This is a genomic window from Staphylococcus sp. GDY8P57P, assembly GCF_017892585.1.
Taxonomy (GTDB): Bacteria; Bacillota; Bacilli; order Staphylococcales; family Staphylococcaceae; genus Staphylococcus; species Staphylococcus borealis.
The window spans coordinates 1-1,076 of sequence record NZ_JAESLK010000097.1 but is presented as its reverse complement, the minus strand read 5'-3'; the positions used below and the strand labels follow the sequence as shown (position 1 = coordinate 1,076).

Sequence of the window (1,076 nt, the reverse complement as noted above, 5' to 3'; positions counted from 1 at the left end):
AGTGGCACCATATTATTTTCTTCTAATCTTTCACCCATAGGTTTCAACTGTGTACTATCATGTATATTTCCAGGTGTGACATGTTGATCAATTATAAAACCATTTTTATCTACACAACTATGTAAGCTATACGCAAATTGTTTTTCTCTTTCACCTTTAACATAGTAACCAGCTTCTGGATCGGTAGTACTGACTTTCTTATTTTTAAACTCCTCCTTTTTCTTATTTTTTATGGGCTTTTTTCCTTGCGCTAACCTCTGTTGATTAATTTCATTATTAAGTTCTTCTTGGAAATGTAATGTATCCTTTTTTACAACTTGATTAATATATTTATTTTTATTCGCATTAGCTTTGATATGTGTTGAATCAATGAATAACGTTGAGTGGTCAATTAAGTTATTCTTAATCGCAATTTCTAATATTCTTTCGAATATTTGTTCAAACAGGTCAGTATCATGAAAGCGTCTTGTATAATTTTTACTGAATGTACCATAATGAGGGACTTTATCAAGAAAGCTAAATCCTAAATACCAACGGTAAGCTACGTTAGTTTCAATTTCTTTAATAGTTTGCCTCATTGATTTTATGCCAAATAATCTTTGAATCAGTAAGATCTTAACTAAGATAACAGGATCAATAGAAGGACGTCCGTTATCTAAACAGTATTTATCTTCAACAAGTTCATAAACGAAGTTTAAATCTAATATTTTATCAACTTTTCTCAATAAATGATTTTTAGGTACTAACTCTGAAACAGAAATCATTTCATATTGGTCACGTTTATTCTCGGATTTATTTAACATAGAATCAACTCCTAAATAAAATTTCAACTATATTATAAAATGGATTATTAATTTTTGGTATTTTTTTAGCGCTGACTCCTGCGGGAACAGCATGATTCGAAGACTACAGGCTGAGAACATGCCCGCGGAAAGCATGCGCATAAAAAAATGCCGGCAAAGTCTAAGACTTTGTCGACACTCTGAGACGTAGCAGAGTAATCTGCTGCTTTTTTTTTATCCGTTATGATATTTATATAACCATAAGACGCCTGATTTAATGACTCTTGCTAAACG

Annotated in this window: 1 protein-coding gene; it reads right to left on the bottom strand. The window is 31.3% G+C overall.

Translation table 11 applies throughout. The features are described from left to right. The coding region (locus tag KA878_RS13695; RefSeq protein ID WP_210142220.1) for a transposase at positions 1 to 803 on the bottom strand (803 nt) is incomplete at its 3' end. Positions 804 to 1,076 lie beyond the last annotated feature (273 nt).